17 protein-coding genes and 1 tRNA gene are annotated in these 17,095 nt (G+C 56.8%); 12 read left to right on the forward strand and 6 right to left on the reverse strand.

Annotation, left to right across the window (positions count from 1 at the left end; genetic code table 11):
- Positions 1-2 precede the first annotated feature (2 nt).
- From ACN0V1_RS19960 to ACN0V1_RS19975, 4 genes are all read right to left on the reverse strand, one after another.
- Positions 3-74: transfer RNA gene (locus ACN0V1_RS19960), tRNA-Gln, on the reverse strand.
- Between the two features lie 19 nt (positions 75-93).
- Entirely contained in the window at positions 94-957 is an 864-nt protein-coding gene (gene ispE / locus ACN0V1_RS19965) for a 4-(cytidine 5'-diphospho)-2-C-methyl-D-erythritol kinase (protein ID WP_417546661.1), read from the reverse strand.
- Positions 954-1,589 (reverse strand): lipoprotein insertase outer membrane protein LolB, encoded by a 636-nt coding sequence (gene lolB, locus ACN0V1_RS19970; RefSeq protein WP_417546662.1) that lies wholly within the window; start codon positions 1,587-1,589, stop codon positions 954-956. Before lolB ends, ispE begins: the two co-directional genes overlap by 4 nt.
- Positions 1,589-3,349 carry a tetratricopeptide repeat protein gene (locus ACN0V1_RS19975; protein ID WP_417546663.1) on the reverse strand — a complete coding sequence of 587 codons (1,761 nt, stop codon included), beginning with the start codon at positions 3,347-3,349 and terminating at the stop codon, positions 1,589-1,591. The genes lolB and ACN0V1_RS19975 overlap by 1 nt, the downstream gene beginning before the upstream one ends.
- 247 nt (positions 3,350-3,596) lie before the next feature.
- Here ACN0V1_RS19975 and hemA point away from each other — a divergent pair, with 247 nt between their 5' ends.
- From hemA to ACN0V1_RS19995, 4 genes are read left to right on the forward strand one after another with little or no spacing between them, the layout of a single operon-like run.
- Positions 3,597-4,886, forward strand: a complete 1,290-nt coding sequence (gene hemA, locus ACN0V1_RS19980; protein ID WP_417546664.1) for a glutamyl-tRNA reductase — start codon at positions 3,597-3,599, stop codon at positions 4,884-4,886.
- Entirely contained in the window at positions 4,883-5,971 is a 1,089-nt protein-coding gene (gene prfA, locus ACN0V1_RS19985; RefSeq protein ID WP_417546665.1) for a peptide chain release factor 1, read from the forward strand. Before hemA ends, prfA begins: the two co-directional genes overlap by 4 nt.
- Positions 5,961-6,827, forward strand: coding sequence for a peptide chain release factor N(5)-glutamine methyltransferase (gene prmC / locus ACN0V1_RS19990; protein WP_417546666.1), 867 nt, complete (start codon positions 5,961-5,963; stop codon positions 6,825-6,827). Before prfA ends, prmC begins: the two co-directional genes overlap by 11 nt.
- Entirely contained in the window at positions 6,817-7,566 is a 750-nt protein-coding gene (locus tag ACN0V1_RS19995) for a HesA/MoeB/ThiF family protein (RefSeq protein WP_417546667.1), read from the forward strand. The genes prmC and ACN0V1_RS19995 overlap by 11 nt, the downstream gene beginning before the upstream one ends.
- A 132-nt stretch (positions 7,567-7,698) precedes the next feature.
- On the opposite strand, the gene phrB is transcribed toward ACN0V1_RS19995, so the two are convergent.
- Entirely contained in the window at positions 7,699-9,117 is a 1,419-nt protein-coding gene (gene phrB / locus ACN0V1_RS20000; protein WP_417546668.1) for a deoxyribodipyrimidine photo-lyase, read from the reverse strand.
- Between the two features lie 156 nt (positions 9,118-9,273).
- Between phrB and ACN0V1_RS20005 the strand changes: the two genes are divergently transcribed.
- The 6 genes from ACN0V1_RS20005 to ACN0V1_RS20030 are packed head-to-tail and all read left to right on the forward strand — an operon-like array spanning position 9,274 to position 13,884.
- On the forward strand, positions 9,274-10,083 hold the full coding sequence (locus ACN0V1_RS20005; protein ID WP_417546669.1) for a hypothetical protein: 810 nt from the start codon (positions 9,274-9,276) through the stop codon (positions 10,081-10,083).
- Between the two features lie 51 nt (positions 10,084-10,134).
- Positions 10,135-10,995 (forward strand): mechanosensitive ion channel family protein, encoded by an 861-nt coding sequence (locus tag ACN0V1_RS20010; RefSeq protein ID WP_417546691.1) that lies wholly within the window; start codon positions 10,135-10,137, stop codon positions 10,993-10,995.
- The gene (locus ACN0V1_RS20015) at positions 10,976-11,473 is read left to right on the forward strand and encodes an ATP-dependent zinc protease (protein ID WP_417546670.1); all 498 of its coding nucleotides are present in this window, start codon (positions 10,976-10,978) and stop codon (positions 11,471-11,473) included. Before ACN0V1_RS20010 ends, ACN0V1_RS20015 begins: the two co-directional genes overlap by 20 nt.
- Positions 11,470-12,375, forward strand: coding sequence for a 30S ribosomal protein S6--L-glutamate ligase (rimK, locus tag ACN0V1_RS20020; RefSeq protein WP_417546671.1), 906 nt, complete (start codon positions 11,470-11,472; stop codon positions 12,373-12,375). Before ACN0V1_RS20015 ends, rimK begins: the two co-directional genes overlap by 4 nt.
- A gap of 3 nt (positions 12,376-12,378) precedes the next feature.
- Positions 12,379-13,443, forward strand: coding sequence for a succinylglutamate desuccinylase/aspartoacylase family protein (locus ACN0V1_RS20025; RefSeq protein ID WP_417546672.1), 1,065 nt, complete (start codon positions 12,379-12,381; stop codon positions 13,441-13,443).
- A 15-nt stretch (positions 13,444-13,458) separates the two neighbouring features.
- Positions 13,459-13,884, forward strand: coding sequence for a secondary thiamine-phosphate synthase enzyme YjbQ (locus ACN0V1_RS20030; protein WP_417546673.1), 426 nt, complete (start codon positions 13,459-13,461; stop codon positions 13,882-13,884).
- Between the two features lie 74 nt (positions 13,885-13,958).
- Here ACN0V1_RS20030 and amn read toward each other — a convergent pair whose 3' ends face one another.
- Complete coding sequence (gene amn, locus ACN0V1_RS20035; RefSeq protein WP_417546674.1) at positions 13,959-15,434, reverse strand: AMP nucleosidase; 1,476 nt, start codon at positions 15,432-15,434, stop codon at positions 13,959-13,961.
- A gap of 111 nt (positions 15,435-15,545) precedes the next feature.
- Between amn and ACN0V1_RS20040 the strand changes: the two genes are divergently transcribed.
- Both ACN0V1_RS20040 and ACN0V1_RS20045 read left to right on the forward strand, forming a co-directional pair.
- Positions 15,546-15,677 carry a hypothetical protein gene (locus ACN0V1_RS20040; protein ID WP_417546675.1) on the forward strand — a complete coding sequence of 44 codons (132 nt, stop codon included), beginning with the start codon at positions 15,546-15,548 and terminating at the stop codon, positions 15,675-15,677.
- A complete protein-coding gene (locus ACN0V1_RS20045; protein WP_417546676.1) occupies positions 15,674-16,600 on the forward strand; it encodes a pirin family protein in 927 nt (308 codons plus the stop codon). Before ACN0V1_RS20040 ends, ACN0V1_RS20045 begins: the two co-directional genes overlap by 4 nt.
- Positions 16,601-17,095 lie beyond the last annotated feature (495 nt).

The following is a 17,095-nucleotide window of genomic DNA, read 5'->3' on the forward strand; positions in this document are numbered from 1 at the left end:
GGCTGGGGTGGCAGGATTCGAACCTGCGCATGACGGGATCAAAACCCGTTGCCTTACCACTTGGCGACACCCCAGTATCGTGCTTTTTTGGCATCATTCCAGCTCTGTCAGCTTTTGGTGAAGAGGTGATACGTTCACCCCTTTAGCGACGAACCCGGTGATGCCGGAGGGTTTGCTTTCCCAGATAATCCGGGCTGCGGATTCTGTAGGGAAACGTCCAAATATGCAAGCCCCGGTTCCGGTTAATCTTGCAGGTCCGAATTCTGCGAGCCATTCCATGCTCTCATTGACCTCAGGATACAGTCTTCTGACTACATCTTCACAGTCGTTTCGGCACCTCGAGGCGTCTCCCTCAAAAGCGGGCGCTATTCTGATTCTCGGGGTGTCCCTTGTCAACCCTTGCTCTGAAAATATCTTCCCCGTGTTGATGTTGCAGGCAGGTTTCAGAACCACAAACCAGTCTTCCGGCGGGAAAGCAGGGGTTAGCTTCTCTCCTACGCCTTCCCCGAAAGCGGCATGGCCTCGCACAAAAACCGGTACATCCGCGCCGAGTGTCAGCCCTGTTTGCGCCAGATCATCAAGCCCGAGCCCGAGTTTCCAGAGATGATTAAGGCCGAGCAGAGTTGTGGCCGCATTGGAGCTTCCGCCGCCGAGCCCGCCGCCCATCGGAAGGCGCTTGGTGATGCCTATGGTTACGCCAGGCAGCTCGCCTGATGCCTTTTTCGCAAGAGCGCGCGCACCTCTGATGATCAGGTTGTCTTCATCCGCCACCCCGCTTACGGGGCGCTCAAGCCGGATGCCAGGCTGTTCCGGGGTCAGGCTCAGTGTGATGTCGTCACCGTAATCGAGGAATTGAAACAGTGTCTGGAGCTCATGGTAGCCATCCGGTCGCCGGCCAACGATGTGCAAAAAGAGGTTCAGTTTGGCGGGAGATGGCAGTGTGATGGTTGCTGTCACGGGTTCAGATCCTGCCAACTGCTTACCACAACACGTACCCGCTTATCCTCTTTCAAGGCGGTAATCCTGGCGGGCAGGGCGGGCATATCGCCTTGCAGCTCGTGCCAGCGGTCGTAACGGATTTCCCAGCCAGCCTGGCGAATCATCGCGAGCTCACCCCGGTCATCAAACAACAGACGGAAATCACCGCCTGGTGCCGGCAGGCCGCGTATCCACCATGTCAGGCTCTCCATTGGGAGTTGCCAACCAGTGGCGGCCTTCATCAGTGCATCCGGGTCTGCGGAGCGGTATGTCTCTCCATTCGAGAGCGTCAGTTCAATGAACCCCGGCACGCCTTTCAGGTTCGTGCTGCCCATTCCGAGGAATGACGACGACAAGGCGAGATCATAAGCTTCGCCTTCCTGTTTCCAGTAGTTGATGATGGCTGTGCCGCTGTCCGAAGGCTGGCGTACAGCCAGTTTTCCGGACAATTGCCAGTGACTAAACTGCCTGAGCTTTGCGGCACGGGCTTGCCAGTCGGCTGGAGGTTGATCGGTCATGCCTGCCGGCAGTGGCTCCAGCTGAATGGTGGTGCAGGCGCTCAGGCTGACAATCATGAGCAGGGCTGCCCAGATGCGAATGACCTGACCCATCACAGGTCACCGTTGTTGGTCAGCCGTTCAATGGTCTCGCGCAAGACAACGTGATCCGGATCCTGTTCAAGCCCTTCTTTCCAGACAATCTGGGCCTGTTCTTCGGCGCCACTCATCCACAATGCTTCGCCATAGTGGGCAGCGACTTCCGCGTCCGGGAAGGCTGCCCACGCGCGGGACAGGTAGTCCAGCGCGGGCTCGATCTGGCCCTCCTGGAACAGAACCCATCCCATGCTGTCGAGAATGGCAGGGTTTTCCGGGTCGAGCGCCAGAGCCTGTTCGATGTAGCCCCGGGCTTCCTTCAGCCGATCCGTACGAGTTGTCAGAATGTACCCCAGAGCGTTGAGTGCGACCGCGTTTTCGGGGTTGTTTGCAACAATCTGCTTGAGATCTTCTTCAGCTTTCCCCGGCTGATCCAGAGCATCGAACAGCATGGCGCGCGCATAACGGATCTGAAGGTTCTCAGGATACTTCTCAAGTGCGCTGGAGCCCGCTTCGAGAGCCTCTTGCTGCAGCCCTCGGTCGAGCAGCAGGTTTACCTCAAGTAGCCAGTAATTTTCTGCCCGCTCAGGATTGGCGCTGCGCAGAGAGCGAATGTTGTCCAACGCCTCGTCGAGCCGGCCGTCTGCGGCCAGCAAGGCGCTGGCCCGGGAGAGGGCGGGCAGGTAATAGTTGCCCTGCTCCACGTTCTGGTAGTAACCGATGGCCTGCTCTGCGTTGCCAGCCTCGTCTTCAATCCTGCCCAGGTAATAACTCGCTTCGCTGGTTTGGTGACCTTGTTCCGTAAGTCGCGTGAGCTCTTCTTTTGCGAGTTCAAGCTGCCCGTTTTCCAGAGCAACAAGCGCGTGTGAGAGTCGTAGCCCGGGGTTGTCCGGATAGCGATCTGACAAGCGACTGAACTCATCCTGAGCAGCCTGCAATTCACCTTCGCTGATCAACATGCGCCCGTAGAGAGTGCCCATCTGGCGATTTGCCGGGAAGCGCCGGGTATTTACCAAAAGGTGATCCAGGGCTTCGTTTACCTTGCCCGTCTGGTACAGGAGGTCGCCCTTGAGAATAATGGCGGGCTGAAAGTTGGGCTCTTCGGCAAGCAGCGGTTCCAGCCGTCGAAGCGCAGCATCAGGGTCCCCTGTGATTTTTAGCAGCAGGGCGATGCTGTATTCCAGCTCCGGAGTGTCCGGGTGGCGGTTTGCCATCTCTTCATACAGGGCAAGCAACTCTCGTTGCTGTTCCGCGGGGAGGTTTCCTGCCATGGCGGCAAGGCTGTCGAAATCTGCGTCGCCGCCCTGGTTAAGGATCCTTTCCATATAACCCAGGGCAGACTCAAGCTCATTCCGTTTGACCGCCTGAATGGCCGAAACCTGAAGTGCATGAAGACTTCGCGGATCTACATCAAGCCAAAGCTCTGCCAACTGCTTCTGGGCATTGTCACCATTGAGCGACTGGGCAATGCGCATGGCTCGCTCTATGACATTTTTATCCCGGGATTGCTGCGCAGCTTTGAGGTAATTAACCAGAGTGACATCATACCGGCCCCGCTGTGCTGCAATTTCTGCCGAGAGGAGCAGGTAAAGGGTTTCGGGCTCAAAATCTGCGTATTCTATGGGTGGCTCGCTGCTAGTTTGCCCGATGCCTTCTTGCTGGTTTGTGTTGATTTTCTCGTCGGCGGCCGATGTGTCCCCCGAACCGGTTATACTGGCGCAACCTGCCAGTGAGAGGCCGAACAGGCAGGTAACCAAAAGCGGTGCGGATTTGTGCATGCAACTTCCCGTGATTTGACGACTACGCATCTTGAATAACCCGGATCCCCTCTTTTTTTGAGCTGAGTCGGGTCCCGGCGGCAACCGGTTCCCTATAATGGCATAAGCTCCTGTTCTTGCCCAACCTGTCCGCACTTCCCGAAGCACTGGCGGTTTTGGGTGGCAGCTAACGGCCGGGGCCGCTAAAATGCCTGCAGAATGGCGTTCGTTTACATCGCACATCGGTAAAGGATTGTAGAACCAAGAAATGGCATTGCTAACGCTGGGAATCAATCATCGCACGGCCCCTGTCGAGTTACGGGAGCGAGTCGCGTTTACGCCTGAGCGTATGTCAGAGGCGTTTGCGGAGTTGCGTGCGGCGTCTGGCGCCAGTGAGGCGGCTATTCTTTCCACCTGCAATCGCACCGAACTCTACCTCGCGGGCGACGACGACTGCGCGCCGCTGGTGCTGCGCTGGCTGGCGGGCTTCCACGATCTGGAGGCTGCTGAGCTCGAAGAAGTGCTGTATATCCACCGCGACGCGGATGCGGTTAGGCACATGATGCGCGTTGCTGCCGGTCTGGATTCCATGGTTCTGGGTGAGCCACAGATATTCGGCCAGTTAAAGGATGCCTACGCTCTGGCCCGGGAACACGGCGGGAGCGGCTCGTTCCTCTCTCGCATGTTTGAGCAAACCTTTTCCGTTGCCAAACGCGTTCGTACACAAACTGCCATCGGCGAAAACCCGGTTTCTGTCGCTTATGCCGCCGTGAGCATGGCTCATCGCATTTTCGCGGATATGTCGCAGAATAAGGCGTTGCTGATTGGCGCAGGCAAAACCATCGAACTGGTTGCACGCCATCTTGCAGATGCCGGCGTGAAGAACTTCATTGTTGCCAACCGCACGTTGGAGCGCGCTCAGGCGCTGGCAGAATCCAGAGGCGGCCGGGGTATTCTGCTTTCGGAGATTCCGGATTACCTGGCCGATGTCGATATTATTATTTCATCCACGGCCAGCCCGCTTCCGATTCTCGGTAAAGGCGCGGTCGAGCGCTCGCTAAAAAAACGCAAGCATCGGCCATTTTTCATGGTGGATATTGCCGTGCCTCGGGATATAGAGCCGGAAGTGGCTTCCCTGGCGGATGTGTATCTTTATACCGTTGATGACTTGCGCCAGGTGATTGAAGAAAATATTCGTACCCGTGAGGGTGCCGCCCGTGAAGCGGAAAATCTCATAACAGCTGGCGTGCAGGAATTTCTCAGCCAGCTTCGCGCACTGGATGCGGTTTCCACACTGAAACAGTTCCGGCAGCGTGCGGAAGTGTTACGAGATATGGAAACCGAAAAAGCCCTGCGCGCTTTGCGCAATGGCGGTGATCCCGAAACAGCGTTGCGCAGTCTCGCGCGAGGCCTTACAAACAAACTCCTGCACGAACCGTCTATACAGGTTCGCAAGGCCACCACCGAAGGGCGCGCCGAGGTGACTGAATGGCTGAGAGAGCTGCATCAGCTTGATGTGTTGGACGCAGACGCGACGACCACCTCGGAAAAAATATGAAACCATCGATACAGTCCCGCCTCGAGCAGCTTGTTGAACGCTACGAGGAGGTGAGTGCTTTGCTCAGCGATCCAGCAACCATCGCCCAACAGGACAGGTTTCGGGAATTATCCCGGGAGTATTCCGAGATTGAGCCTGTGGTGCAGTGCTTTCAGGCGTGGAAGCACTCGCTGGACGATATCAGCGAGGCAAAAGAACTGGCGAAAGACGGCGATGCCGACATGCGGGAGATGGCCGCAGAAGAACTTGAAATTGCCGAGCGGAAAACGGAAGAGCTGGATGAAGAGCTGCAGCGTTTGATGCTGCCAAAAGATCCGAATGACGGCAAAAACGTGTTCCTGGAAATCCGGGCGGGAACTGGCGGCGATGAAGCTGCAATTTTTGCCGGAGATCTGTTCCGCATGTACAGCCGTTACGCCGAGCGTCGGCGCTGGCAGATTGAAGTGCTCAGCGAGAACGAAGGCGAGCATGGCGGTTATAAGGAAGTGATTGCCCGGGTTGCGGGCGACGCTGTATACGGCGCATTGAAATTCGAATCCGGTGCGCACCGGGTTCAGCGGGTGCCGGAGACCGAATCCCAGGGCCGCATCCATACCTCCGCCTGCACCGTTGCCGTTATGCCAGAGGCCGATGAGGCCGAGGCAATCGAGATCAACAAAGCCGACTTGCGCGTGGATACCTTCCGCTCCTCGGGCGCGGGGGGGCAGCACGTCAACAAAACCGACTCCGCCATCCGGATTACCCACCTGCCAAGCGGTATTGTGGTGGAGTGTCAGGAAGAGCGCTCGCAGCATAAAAACCGGGCCAAAGCCATGAGCTTTCTGGCCTCAAGACTGCAGAACGTTGAAACTGAGCGGCAGCAGAAAACCATGGCAGAAACCCGCAAAAGCCTGGTGGGCAGCGGCGATCGCTCTGAGCGTATCCGCACCTATAACTTCCCCCAGGGCCGGGTCACCGATCACCGCATCAACCTCACGCTTTACAAACTTGATGATGTCATTGCGGGTGATCTGGATTCTGTAGTTGTGCCCCTTCAGCAAGAGCATCAGGCGGAGCTTCTGGCCTCGCTTTCCGATGACGAGTAAACCTTCACTGACCTGCGAGGCGTTGCTGGACAATGCGGTGCGCCGGATTGCCGGTGATACTGCCCGGGTCGATGCCGAGTTGCTCCTTGCCCAGGTAACTGGCCTGAGCCGTTCCGGCTTCCGTGCCTTTCCCGAGCGCGAAGTGGAAGCCTGGCTGGCAGCTGAATTCGAAGATCTTGTGGTGCAGCGTGCGCAGGGTATGCCGGTTGCCTACCTGTTGGGTCATCAGGAGTTCTGGTCCCTTCCGTTCAAAGTAAGCAGCAGTACATTGATTCCCAGGCCGGACACCGAGTGCCTGGTAGAGCAGGCGCTGGAATTGCCCTTGCCGGACAATGCCCGGGTTGTTGATCTTGGCACCGGCACAGGAGCCATCGCTTTGGCGCTGGCTAGCGAGCGGCCCGGCTGGGCGATCAGTGCCTGCGACCTGATGGAAGATGCGGTGGCATTGGCACAGGCAAATGCCAGCCAGCTAAAGTTACCGGTGGAGGTTTTCCAGAGCCGTTGGTTTGCCGGATTGCCCACTGGCAGTTTTGATCTGATAGTTTCCAATCCACCTTATGTCGCTTCGGGTGACCACCACCTCGATGAAGGCGATGTTCGCTTTGAGCCGGCCTCTGCACTGGTATCCGGAGCTGATGGCCTTGATGACATTCGCCTGATTGTGAGTGAAGCGCCTGCCTGGCTGAATGCCGAAGGTTGGCTGCTTCTGGAGCACGGATTCGATCAGGCCGAAGCCGTTCAAGGGCTGTTCACCACCCGAGGGTTTGCTAAGGTGGAAAGCCGGAAAGACTACGGCGGCAACGACCGCATGACCCTGGGGCAGTGGCCCCGAAAAGGAGACCTCCATGCTCAGTGATGAAGAACTCCTGCGCTTCAGCCGTCAGATTTTGATGCCCCGCTTTGATATTGCGGGGCAGCAGGCACTGAAGTCCGCCCGCGTTGTGATAGTAGGATCTGGTGGCCTCGGTTGCCCGGTTGCGCTTTATTTGGGTGCGGCCGGTGTTGGTCACATAACGTTGGTAGATGATGACGTTATTGAACTGGCCAACCTGCAGCGCCAGATCGCATTTGAGACGGCTCAAATTGGCGAGTCCAAAGCGGAAACCCTGGCCGCGCGAGTACGCAGTATCAATCCGGCAGTGTCTATTTCTGTGGTTAACCGCCGCCTTGAACTGAACGACTTTGCCCGCGAAGTAGCCGAAGCCAGCCTGGCACTGGATTGCTCGGATAACTTCAGCACCCGATTCGCCCTGAACCGCGCTTGTGTAGCCGCCGGCGTTCCGTTGATCTCTGGCGCAGCTATCCGGGGTGAAGGCCAACTCAGTGTTTACGATAGCCGGAATCCCGAATCCCCTTGTTACCACTGTCTGTATCCCGAGCAGGGCAACGAAGACCTGACCTGTTCTGAAGCCGGCGTGATCGCCCCGCTCGTTGGTATGATCGGTTCGGCCCAGGCGATGGAAGCTATCAAAGTAATTTCCGGAGTTGGCAGACCCCTTGTGGGTCGGTTACTGCTTCTGGATGCCTGGGAAATGCAGTGGCGTGAAATGAAGCTCTCAAAAGACCCTGACTGCCCTGTTTGCGGAAAGAACTAAGCCGATAGGCGCCGGCGGAGAGCTTCCTCCAAAACCGTGCGGAGCCATGGATGGCGGAGCCGAGCGTACAGGAATGTATTCACAGCGTGTTTTGGAGGAAGCTCTCCGTCGGCGCCTGCACCCAGTCTGAACCTACTCCTTTAACGCTTTAAATTTGGCTATCGCCTCCTTCCTGCTTTCTTTCAAATCAACAATAGGCCGTGGGTACCCACCCGGAATCACGCCGCCTTTTGACGGATCGTGGATGCGCTTGTTATCCAGCTTTGCCAACTCAGGCACCCATTCCCGAATAAACTCACCTTTCGGATCAAAACGCTCACTTTGAGTAACCGGGTTGAACACCCGGAAGTAGGGCGCCGCGTCGGTGCCAGTCGATGCGCTCCATTGCCAGCCGCCATTGTTGGAGGCCAGGAAGCCGTCCACCAGCTTTGACATGAAATAAGCCTCGCCCAGCCGCCAGTCGATGAACAGGTTTTTGGTCAGAAACATCGCCGTAACCATACGCAGCCGGTTGTGCATCCAGCCGGTCTCGTTGAGCTGGCGCATGGCTGCATCAACCAGGGGGATGCCGGTGTTGCCGGATTTCCATGCCTCGAAGTGCTCACCCGGGTCGTTCCATTTCAGCGCTTCGGTTTCCGGTTTGAAGGCCCGGTGCATGCTCACCCGGGGGCAGTGGTACAGAGTGTGGATATAGAAATCCCGCCAGGCGATTTCGTTAATCCAGGTCACCAGGCCTTCCTGGTTGCCTCCCATGCCTTGCGCTTGTCGCCCGGCGATCAGGCATTGGCGGCCGGAGAGTATGCCGTTTGCCAGGTAAGGGGAGAGCTGGCTGGTGCCATCAAGCGCTGGGAAGTCTCGTTGTTCCTTGTAGGCGCCGCCGTGTTCGCTGAGGAAGCGCTCCAGCTGCGAGTGCGCGGCATCCTCTCCGGTTTCTACCAGTGCTGGCGGAGCGTCTTCAAAGCCTTCAGGAATATTTTTTATGCGCTCCGGCTGAATGGCTTTGCCCCGGGCTTTGGGGGCCGGATACAGCGTTGGCTGGGTTTCATCAATCCAGGTGCGCCAGCGGCGGGAGAAGGGAGTGAATACGGAGTAGGGCTCACCCTGGCCGGTCAGTATTTCACCCACCGGCGCCACGGTCTGGTCGCGATATTTGCGGGTAGTGATGCCCAATGCATCAAAGCGGTGCTTCACTGCCTTGTCGCGTTTGCGCTCGTTAACGCCATATTCTTCGTTGAAATGGAGCTGGCGGATGCCGTGTTCCCGGCAATGGGCTTCAAGCGCTGTGATGCTGTCGCTGAAGCGTTCAGCTTCGATAAAAGAAAGCGGTATGCCGAGTTTTGCCAGTTCCTGAGCCAGTGCATTGGCGTGGGCAATCACAAACTGAACCCGGGCTGGCGACCAGTTGTGTTCCTGCCATTGTGCCGGCGTGAGGATGAAGCAGGCTCGAACGTCTGTGTCGCCTCCCGTGTTATCCGATTCTTTGCAGGCTGCGGCAAGGGCCGGGTTGTCGGCGATTCGCAGGTCGTTTCTGAACCATACAAGTTGCGTCATTGTCTGTTCCGTATCGGGTTCGGGCTTTGAATGTAAGGGTAATTACATCGCACTGTGGTAATAAAATCACATAGTTGGATATTCGCCCGGGATCCCTGATTGGATTATAGTTGTCCCAACTTTACCAGCCGTATTCGTGGGAGATTTACAGCGTTTATGGATATTGAAACCGAAAGCCGGCGCGACGGTGTCTGGGCTCAGCCGTACGAACTTGTGACCGGCCAAACCCAGCACCATAAGCTTGGGCATGTTCGGCTGTGGGTCACTCTGCTGGAAAAAGAATGGCAGGTGCGTACGGAAACCCGGGAGCCGGAGACAGACCCCGTAGGCTGGACAGAGTCCGTAGACCACCGGCTGCCACCCGCAAGCGAGTCCCTGAAACGGTTTGTCCGCGAAGGGAATACGTCCACGGTAACGTTCATACCGGCGGTGGCCAATCTTCCGACGGTCATTCGTCCTTATCACCCCCTGACCATTCCCGGCGGCACGCGTTGCACTATTTACGTGGGAACCGTTGTCTGGATGAAAATCTGTGTTGGACAAAACCAGACCCTTCTGACAGAGGTTCCTCTGGCGGTGCCATCGCTTACCTGGGTGGGTAAAAATACGATGGAAGGTGAGCTGTGTTACGCGTCGCCGAACTTTGGTCGTCTGGTACTTGAGGCGGTGCCAAAACGCGCATGGCGGGCAGTGACTCCGGTCACCATTATTAACCGCAGGACTGAGCCGTTGCTGCTGGAACGCTTCAGCCTGCCTACGCCGTTACTGTCACTGCATCAGAACGACCGCGGAGAGCTTTGGACGCCGGGAGTGGTTGTGGAAGTGGCAACCGATATGAACTCTGCGAGCCTGCATGTGGATGAAGGGCTGCTTGTCGCTGCTGGCCCATGCAAGAAAGTGGCGCCGGCTCGTGAAAAGGCTGCCAGAGGGCGTCTGGTGCGAGCCATCGACCGGGTGTTTGGCTAATGCTCATTCTGCGGAGTAACGATTGTGGCTGAAGAGCTGAAAACGGGTGCAATGAGTGTGTTTGCCGACATAGCCTGGGGACAGTGGATCAGCTCCGGCTTTTTGCTGTTGCTCGGCATTGTGCTTGCGTCATTGGCTGCGCGCAGTGTGTCAAAGGTAATGGCGAAGCGCAGTTCCCGGCACCATACCGTCATGGTCCGGCGGTTGGTGTTCTACATCATCTTCTTGCTGTTTGGTGTGGCGGCGCTTCGGGAAGCCGGCTTTTCGCTGGACGTTGTGTTGGGCGCGGCCGGTATTCTTACCGTCGCCATCGGTTTTGCATCACAAACGTCCGCCTCCAACATGATCAGCGGTCTGTTCCTGCTTGTTGAAAAGCCCTTTGAAATCGGTGACTTTATTGAAGTGGAAACCATCATGGGCGAAGTGGTGGGAATCGACATGCTCAGCGTAAAACTGCGCACCAGAGACAACCTGTATGTGCGCATTCCCAACGAAACGCTGATCAAAACGCCGGTTGTTAACCGCTCCCGTTTTCCTATTCGCAGGATCGACCTTCAAGTGGGGATTGCCTATGCTGAAGATGCGGAGAAAGTAGAAGCTCTGCTGCTGGAGCTGGCAGAAAAGAACCCTGCCTGCCTGGAAGAGCCCAAAGCGTTTGTGTTGGTAACCGCCTTTGGCCCCTCCTCGGTGGACTTGCAGTTTTCCTTTTGGGTGCCAAAAGACAAGGTGCTGGAGAGCAAAAGCGGTATGCTCGTTGCTGTAAAGAAAACTCTGGACAGGGCTGGCATAGAAATACCTTTCCCGCATACCAGTATCTATGCCGGCAGTCATTCCGAGCCCTTCCGCGTGCAGCTAATGGCGCCGGAAAAAGTCATTGAAAAGGAACCGTTGGATGTCGACAAAGACAGCTGAAGCCATCAAAACCATCGAGCCGACACCTGCTGAAAACAAACTCAGCCTGGGTTGGAGGGAATGGGTGGCGCTGCCTGATCTGGATATTAGCCGTATCAAGGCAAAAGTGGATACCGGAGCACGTACCTCCTGCCTGCACACGTTTCGCACGGAACCCTACACACAGGATGGCGAGCGCCGGGTCCGGTTCTGGGTACATCCGGTTCAGAATGATATGCATCAGGTGGTGGAGTGCGATGCCCGTGTTCTCGATGAGCGTGATGTGTCGGACTCGGGTGGCCACAAGGAACTGCGGCTGGTAATCGAGACCACTCTGTCGATGGGCGACCAAAGCTGGCCCGTTGAAATGACTCTGACAAACCGGGACACCATGCGGTTTCGCATGCTGATCGGGCGTACCGCGATGGCGGGCCGCACGAAGATTTTTCCCGAAGCTTCCTATCTCGCCGGGGAACCGGCTTTAAGGTCTGAAAAATGAAAATTGCAGTTCTGTCGCGTAACCGGCATTTGTACTCTACCCGCCGTCTGGTAGAAGAAGGTGTCAATCGTGGTCATGAAGTGAAAGTTATCGATTGTCTGCACTGCTCCATGAACATCACGTCTGCCAATCCACGGATTCACTATCACGAAGAAGTGCTGGAAAACTTTGATGTTGTGATTCCCCGTATCGGGGCTTCCGTTACCTTCTATGGCACAGCGGTTTTGCGCCAGTTTGAAATGATGGGAACCTTCCCGGTGAACGAGTCTGTTGCCATTACCCGTTCACGGGACAAGCTGCGCTCCCTGCAGTTGCTTGCCCGCAAAGGCGTCGGCATGCCCATAACCGGCTTTGCCAACAAACCGGATAACGTGCCGGAGCTGCTGAAAATGGTGGGCGGTGCGCCGGTTGTTATCAAGCTGCTGCAAGGCACCCAGGGTATCGGTGTGGTGCTGGCGGAAACCCGTACAGCGGCTGAAAGTGTGATTGAGGCTTTCATGGGCCTTAAAGCCGACATACTGGTGCAGGAATTTATTAAAGAAGCCGGTGGCGCGGATATCCGGTGTTTTGTCATTGGCGACAAGGTGATTGCTGCCATGAAGCGGCAGGGGGCTGAGGGTGAGTTCCGCTCCAACCTGCACCGTGGTGGCAGTGCGTCACTGGTTCGCATTACGCCGGAAGAGCGAAAAACAGCCATTACCGCAGCCAAGTCCATGGGACTGAACGTGGCAGGTGTCGACTTGCTTCGCTCCAGCCGCGGCCCCCTGGTGATGGAAGTGAACTCCTCGCCCGGCCTGGAAGGGATTGAAAACGCCACCGGCAAGAACGTGGCGGGCATGATCGTAAGCTGGATTGAAAAAAATCAGGCGCCCTGGCGCACCAAAACCAAAGGCAGAGGTTAATCAATGGCGCGCGCGCCCTTTGAGATGGCCGGAGTAAAGGTTCAAGCTGGCACCCGGCAAACCATAGAAATTCCGGTAGCAAAGTTGTACACCCACACCCCCTTGCACATACCTGTGGAAATTGTGCACGGGCGCCGGGACGGCCCGGTACTGATGGTGTGCGGAGCCATACACGGTGATGAAATTGCAGGTGTGGAAATTGTGCGCCGTGTACTCACCAACTCGGCGCTGCGCCATTTGCGCGGCACCCTTATCGCAGTGCCTATCGTAAACATCTTCGGATTTGTGCATCGCACGCGTTATCTGCCAGACAGGCGCGACCTGAACCGCTGTTTTCCTGGCAGCGAAAGAGGCTCTCTTGGTGGGCGGATTGCGTATCTTTTGCGTACCCAGATTATGGAGCACGTAACGCACATCATCGATTTGCACACGGGCGCCATTCACCGCTTCAACCTGCCGCAGGTTCGGGCGGAGCTGAAAAACCCGGAAACCACCCGTATGGCAGAAGCCTTTGCCGCACCGGTGATTATTAATGCGGGCCTGCGCGATGGTAGTTTGCGTGCCTATGCCGACTCTCTGGATATCCCCGTTATCACCTACGAAGGCGGCGAAGCACTGCGCTTTGACGACGTTGTAATTGGCAGTGGCGCCAAAGGCGTGATGCGAGTGATGCGGGAACTGGAAATGGTTCCTCCACGCAAAGGCCGCAGTACGACGAAAAAGCGCTCGGAAATTGCAGCCAGTTCGCAGTGGGTGAGGGCAGAGATCGATGGCATCATGCGCCCCGTTGCGCAGCTCGGGCAGAAAGTACGCAAAGGCCAGAAGCTTGCCATGGTAGCGGATCCCTTTGGTGAATCTGAAACGGCGATTATTTCACCCTGCTCGGGTATCGTTATTTGTGTGAACAACCTTCCGTTGGTTAATGAAGGCGAGGCGATCTATCACATCGCCCGGTTCGATGAGCTGAACGAAGCCGAGAAAGCCATGGACTATTTCCGTAGCTCCTTCGAGGCAGAAGTAAGCGAAGCCGTTGTGCCCATGCACCCTTGGGATGAACTCCAGAAATAAACCACAGGAGCCGCCATGATCTGGGATCAGACGTTCGTTGACCTGGCACCGCTGCCGAGAGGATTTCATCTGGTAAACAATGAAATCCTGGCCCAGGCGCCGGACATGACCAACTGCGAAGTGGGGCTGCTGCACCTGTTCATCCAGCACACGTCAGCTTCGCTGGCGGTCAATGAAAACGCAGACCCGGACGTGCGCGGTGATCTGGAACGCCACTTCAACGTGATGGTGCCTGAGCGGGCCCCGTACTATGAGCATGTTATGGAAGGGCCGGACGACATGCCGGCTCATATCAAGAGCATACTTATAGGCCCGTCGCTCACGCTGCCCGTGCATCATGGGCGCCTGGCGCTTGGAACATGGCAGGGCATTTATCTGTGTGAGCACAGGGACCGAGCTAGTGGGCGGCGGATAGTGGCTACGTTGCAGGGGCGGTGGTGAGTGCGGGGCATTTCTAGAGCGTGCTAACGGGGGGCATAGAAACCCCCTCGAGCTTTACGCGCACAGGCCTGTACTCAACGAAACGGAGGCTCATCAAAGCTGCGCAGCTTGCGCGAATGCAGGGTGTAACCTTCAGTGCGCATCAGTTCCAGCGCGCGGATGCCGATATGCAAATGCTGGGTAACCGCACTCTCGTAGAAAGCACCTGCTGCGCCAGGTAGCTTGATCTCACTGTGCAGTGGTTTGTCGGAGACGCACAGCAGGGTGCCGTAAGGTACGCGAAACCGATAACCCTGAGCCGCGATGGTGCCGCTCTCCATATCAACCGCGATGGCGCGAGCGAGGTTAATCTGTGAGCGCTCCTGCGCCCAGCGCAGCTCCCAGTTACGGTCATCGTAGGTTAATACGGTACCGGTACGCAGTCGGCGCCGGAGTGTGTCTCCCTCTGCGCCGGTGATCTCCGCCGCAGCCTGCTGCAGTACTTGCTGTACTTCGGCTAACGCCGGCAACGGAATGTTCGGCGGCAGTACCCGGTCAAGGATCCCGTCTCGGCGCATGTACGCATGGGCCAGTACGTAGTCACCAATCACCTGCGACTGCCGCAGCCCACCGCAATGACCGATCATCAGCCAGCAGTGCGGACGGAGTACGGCGAGGTGATCGGTGATGTTCTTGGCGTTGGACGGTCCCACGCCAATGTTGACCAGGGTAATACCCTCTCCGGGCTCAGCCGCCTTCAGGTGGTAGGCTGGCATCTGGAACCGGTGCCAAACTACAGAGCCAATAATCGCCTCCATTTCATCTTCGGGCATACCTCGATCTATCACCACATTTCCGGGCAACACCATGCTCTGAAAGCGTGAGTCACCCTGCAGCATGTCCAGCCCGTGCCGAATAAACTGGTCAACGTAGCGATGGTAGTTAGTCAGTAATATCCACGGCTGCACATGCTGCCAGTTACTGCCGGTGTAATGCACCAGCCGGCGCAATGAAAAATCCGTGCGCGCCGCATCAAACAGAGCCAACGGCATTTGCTCCAGCTCTTGCCAGTCGTAGAGGCCATCGGCGGTGCCATCGTTGGTGGCAGACAGGTCAGTGCTGGGGAATACCCGCGACAGCTCGCTGGCGGTAACGCCCGAAGCGCCCAGCTCGTCGCCTTGCTCAACAACATAGGGATAGGGAATGTTGACCTGGCTCCGCCCGACCGCCACGACGACGGTGAAATCCCTCATCATGTACCCCAGCTGGCTCTCCAGATAACGCCTGAAGGCCTCGGGTTGAGTCACCGTAATAGTGTAAACACCGGGTACCTGCAGCCGCGCGTAGGCACGTATGCTACTGGGCACCTCGCCCTGGGATTGATACGTGAGGCGCAGCTCCGGGTAACGGAAGGTGCATTGGGAATCCTGCGGCAGTTGGCGATCATCAAGATACTGCTTCAGCGCCGCGCGCAGTGCGCTGGTGGCTTGTTCATACAGGGCGGCAAGACGATCAACCGCCGCTTCAGGGGTGGTCACTACAATAAAATCATCATCACAAGATGGTGTCATGACAGGCCTCAAAGTTGTTTAACAGTCTTCATATCGCCTGCTAATCGCATTGTGCCGGTAAAAATGCCAAGTTAAAGTAGCAAATGCAACAAAGTTGTATAGAGAGATTATATGACCCATACATTCAAGGTGCTCTGCATTTCAGGCGGGCTGCGGGAAAATCCCTACAATACCGCCGCAATCATGAGCGCCTCGGGGCTGGGCGACTGGACTCGAAAGCTGCAAGCGGGGAGCCAGCGATGAGCACACAAATACTGAAGCCAGATGAAGCATTTGATCAGGACTGCACAGAACCGGCCGGATGCAAGGCGGTCGAGTTGTTGATCGAGCCGCGCGACAGAGATTTGGGCGGCTTCTCGGTAAGGCGCGTTCTACCGACCAGGCAGCGACGCATGGTCGGTCCGTGGGTTTTCTTTGACCATATGGGACCGGCTGAGTTCGCCGCCGGTGAGGGTGTTAATGTGCGGCCACATCCGCACATTAACCTCGCCACGGTCACTTACCTGTTCGAGGGCGAAATACTGCATCGGGATTCGGTTGGCAGTTACCAGGCCATTCGCCCTGGTGATGTCAACCTGATGGTCGCAGGGAAGGGCATTACCCATTCCGAGCGGGAACGCTCAGAGGTCACCCAAACAGCGCACCGCCTACACGGCCTGCAACTCTGGCTGGCTTTGCCAGAGGCCGATGAAGAGATCGATCCGGCGTTTTATCACTATCCCAGCGACGACATCCCCCGCGTTGAAATCGACGGCGTGCCGATCCGTGTGATTATGGGTAGCGCCTACGGGGAAACATCGCCCGTCAAGGTATTTGCAGACACGCTTTACGTCGAGGCACACCTTCAGGCGGGGCAACGAATCAGAGTGCCGGAAGCCGAAGAGCGTGCAGTTTACGTGGCTGAGGGTGAGTTAACTGCGGGCAACACCCAGATCCCCGAATATGCGATGGCCGTGTTATCTGACGAGCCAGGTATCGAACTGACGGCAACACGCGATTCGCGCATTGCGATCGTTGGTGGTCAGAACCTGGGCAAGCGATATATGGAATGGAACTTCGTGTCCAGCCGCCGCGAGCGCATTGAACAGGCCAAGTCTGACTGGAAAGCCCAAACCTTCCCGAAGGTGGTGGGTGACGAAGAAGAATTTATTCCGATGCCGGAATAAAGCACCGATCGGAAAATGCCTGTGATTGCTATGCATTCTCGGGACCCTGCTCATGATACTGATTCGCTGTGTCGGGCAGGATTTCCCATGCAGCCTTTTGTTCGTGCCTATGTTGCCGAATACCAGCTCCACCACCGACGTCCGGTGGCTGTAGACGGCTTTGCCCTTGTCACTGTCTGCCCGGTGTTTTATCCAGTCCGTATACGTGGGGCCACGTTAGTTTCGCTAAGTGCAGGACACCTGGCGACAATTGCCTTTTCGGTGAACCGCCGAACTCCAATTCTGCATGCATTTGTGCTTCTTTGGGCAAGGTCGACATTGCAGTAAACGGCTCTGGAAGTGGGCGCGCGAGACGCCGTTTTGATCGACTCGCGTGCGTCCAAAATGCAGCGAGTTTCCCTCTCAGCAGAGACATGTCATCTGTACCGTATCGAAATCTTTAGCTTTCCTAGAGTTCTACCTCTTTCTTCCGGGAACGCCTGACTGAAATCAGGC

The sequence above is a fragment of the Marinobacter sp. genome (assembly GCF_048266785.1).
Taxonomy (GTDB): Bacteria; Pseudomonadota; Gammaproteobacteria; order Pseudomonadales; family Oleiphilaceae; genus Marinobacter.

Excerpts from the sequence above, each read along its gene's own strand:
- lolB (WP_417546662.1), bottom strand. The coding sequence starts at position 1,589 with ATGGGTCAGGTCATTCGCATCTGGGCAGCCCTGCTCATGATTGTCAGC.
- ACN0V1_RS19975 (WP_417546663.1), bottom strand. The coding sequence starts at position 3,349 with ATGCACAAATCCGCACCGCTTTTGGTTACCTGCCTGTTCGGCCTCTCA.
- hemA (WP_417546664.1), top strand. The coding sequence starts at position 3,597 with ATGGCATTGCTAACGCTGGGAATCAATCATCGCACGGCCCCTGTCGAG.
- prfA (WP_417546665.1), top strand. The coding sequence starts at position 4,883 with ATGAAACCATCGATACAGTCCCGCCTCGAGCAGCTTGTTGAACGCTAC.
- prmC (WP_417546666.1), top strand. The coding sequence starts at position 5,961 with ATGACGAGTAAACCTTCACTGACCTGCGAGGCGTTGCTGGACAATGCG.
- ACN0V1_RS19995 (WP_417546667.1), top strand. The coding sequence starts at position 6,817 with ATGCTCAGTGATGAAGAACTCCTGCGCTTCAGCCGTCAGATTTTGATG.
- phrB (WP_417546668.1), bottom strand. The coding sequence starts at position 9,117 with ATGACGCAACTTGTATGGTTCAGAAACGACCTGCGAATCGCCGACAAC.
- ACN0V1_RS20005 (WP_417546669.1), top strand. The coding sequence starts at position 9,274 with ATGGATATTGAAACCGAAAGCCGGCGCGACGGTGTCTGGGCTCAGCCG.
- ACN0V1_RS20010 (WP_417546691.1), top strand. The coding sequence starts at position 10,135 with ATGAGTGTGTTTGCCGACATAGCCTGGGGACAGTGGATCAGCTCCGGC.
- ACN0V1_RS20015 (WP_417546670.1), top strand. The coding sequence starts at position 10,976 with ATGTCGACAAAGACAGCTGAAGCCATCAAAACCATCGAGCCGACACCT.
- rimK (WP_417546671.1), top strand. The coding sequence starts at position 11,470 with ATGAAAATTGCAGTTCTGTCGCGTAACCGGCATTTGTACTCTACCCGC.
- ACN0V1_RS20025 (WP_417546672.1), top strand. The coding sequence starts at position 12,379 with ATGGCGCGCGCGCCCTTTGAGATGGCCGGAGTAAAGGTTCAAGCTGGC.
- ACN0V1_RS20030 (WP_417546673.1), top strand. The coding sequence starts at position 13,459 with ATGATCTGGGATCAGACGTTCGTTGACCTGGCACCGCTGCCGAGAGGA.
- amn (WP_417546674.1), bottom strand. The coding sequence starts at position 15,434 with ATGACACCATCTTGTGATGATGATTTTATTGTAGTGACCACCCCTGAA.
- ACN0V1_RS20040 (WP_417546675.1), top strand. The coding sequence starts at position 15,546 with ATGACCCATACATTCAAGGTGCTCTGCATTTCAGGCGGGCTGCGGGAA.
- ACN0V1_RS20045 (WP_417546676.1), top strand. The coding sequence starts at position 15,674 with ATGAGCACACAAATACTGAAGCCAGATGAAGCATTTGATCAGGACTGC.